Origin of the sequence: Streptomyces silaceus (genome assembly GCF_001419745.1) — a bacterium.
GTDB lineage: Bacteria > Actinomycetota > Actinomycetes > Streptomycetales > Streptomycetaceae > Streptomyces > Streptomyces silaceus.
Map to the genome: position 1 here is coordinate 1 of NZ_LIRJ01000607.1, position 1,741 is coordinate 1,741.

The 1,741-nt window shown below is 73.9% G+C and carries 2 protein-coding genes; one reads left to right on the forward strand and one right to left on the reverse strand.

Going from position 1 to position 1,741, the window contains the following annotated elements:
- The coding region (locus AOK22_RS37555) for an MFS transporter (protein ID WP_055703135.1) at nt 1-1,254 on the forward strand (1,254 nt) is incomplete at its 5' end.
- Nucleotides 1,255-1,276: 22 nt separating this feature from the next.
- On the opposite strand, the gene AOK22_RS37560 is transcribed toward AOK22_RS37555, so the two are convergent.
- A partial coding sequence (locus AOK22_RS37560; RefSeq protein WP_055703136.1) for a response regulator transcription factor occupies nt 1,277-1,741 on the reverse strand: 465 nt, incomplete at its 5' end.

Genomic DNA, 1,741 nt, shown 5'->3' on the forward strand with positions numbered 1-1,741 from the left:
CAGTGGGTCGTCAACGCCTACTCCATAGCCTTCGCCGGCTTCATGCTGCTCGGCGGCCGGGCCGGCGACCTCTTCGGACGCAAGCGGATGTTCCTCGTCGGGCTCGGCCTGTTCACCGTGGCCTCCCTCGGCGGCGGCCTCGCGCAGGCCGAGTGGCAGCTCCTCGCGGCACGCGCCCTCCAGGGCCTCGGCGCGGCGGTCCTCGCGCCGTCGACCCTGACGATCCTCACGTCGGCGGTGCCCGAGGGCGCGGCGCGGGTGCGGGCCATCGGCGTCTGGTCGGCGGTGGGCGCGGGCGGCGGCGCGGCCGGCGGCCTGGTCGGCGGGCTCCTCACCGACCTGCTCTCCTGGCGCTGGGTGCTCCTGATCAACGTACCGATCGGCGCCCTCGTGATCGTCGCGGGCCTGGCCTGGCTCACCGAGGGCAGGTCGGGCACCGCCCGCCGCCTCGACGTGCCGGGCGCGGTGCTCGTGACGGCCGGGCTCGCCACCCTCGCGTACGGCATCGTGCAGACCGAGGAGAAGGGCTGGACGGCGGCGGCGACCCTGGTGCCGCTGGCGGCGGGCCTCGCGCTCCTCGCGGTCTTCCTCGTCGTGGAGTCGCGCACGAAGGTGCCGCTGATGCCGCTGAAGCTGTTCAAGGTGCGGACGGTGTCGGCCGCGAACGCCGCGATGTTCGTGTGCGGCGCCGGCATGTTCGCCATGTGGATGTTCATGACGCTGTACGCGCAGAACGTCCTCGGCTACTCCCCGCTGAAGGCGGGCCTCGCCCTCATGCCGTCCTCGCTCACCATCGTCCTCGGCTCGATGCTCGCGCCGCGCCTGATGCCGGTGATCGGCGCGAAGAACGTCTCCGTGATCGGCATCGTCGTCGCCGCCGCGGGCTTCGGCTGGCAGTCGACGATGACGGTCGACGGCGCCTACGTCACCTCGATCATGCTCCCCGGCATCGTGATGATGTTCGGCGCGGGCCTGGCCACGACCCCGCTCGCCTCCCTGGCCACGTCGGGCGCGCAGCCGGGCGACGCGGGCCTGGTCTCGGGCCTGATCAACACCTCCCGCACGATGGGCGGCGCCCTCGGCCTCTCGGTCCTGTCCACGGTGGCCGCCGCCCAGACCGCCGGCTCGTCCTCGCGCCAGGCCCTGACCGACGGCTACGCGATGGCGTTCCGCACGAGCGGCTGCATCCTCCTGGCGGGCGTGGTGGTCCTGCTCCTGTGGATGCCGAGGCAGCGGACGTCAGCGCAGGGCTGAGCCGGGGCCCATGGCGCGGGGGTCACAGCCATCCCCGCTGCCGGGCCTCCCTGACCGCCTCCATGCGGTTGCGCGTTCCCGTCTTCCCGATCGCCGCCGACAGGTAGTTGCGCACGGTCGACTCCGACAGATGCAGCCTGGCCGCCATGTCGGCGACCGTGGCGCCGTCCACGGAGGCCCTGAGGACGTCGGCCTCGCGGGTCGTCAGGGGGCTCGGGCCCGCGCTCAGGGCGGCCGCGGCGAGGGCCGGGTCGATGACCGTCTCGCCGCGCAGCGCCTGGCGGATCGCCTCGGCCAGGTCCTCGACCGGGCCGTCCTTGACCAGGAAGCCGACCGCGCCCGCCTCCATGGCGCGGCGCAGATAGCCGGGCCTGCCGAAGGTGGTGAGGATGAGCACCCGGCAGTCGGGGCACTCCTCGCGCAGGTCGGCCGCGGCGTCCAGACCGCTGCGGCCCGGCAGTTCGATGTCGAGCAGCGCCACGTCCGG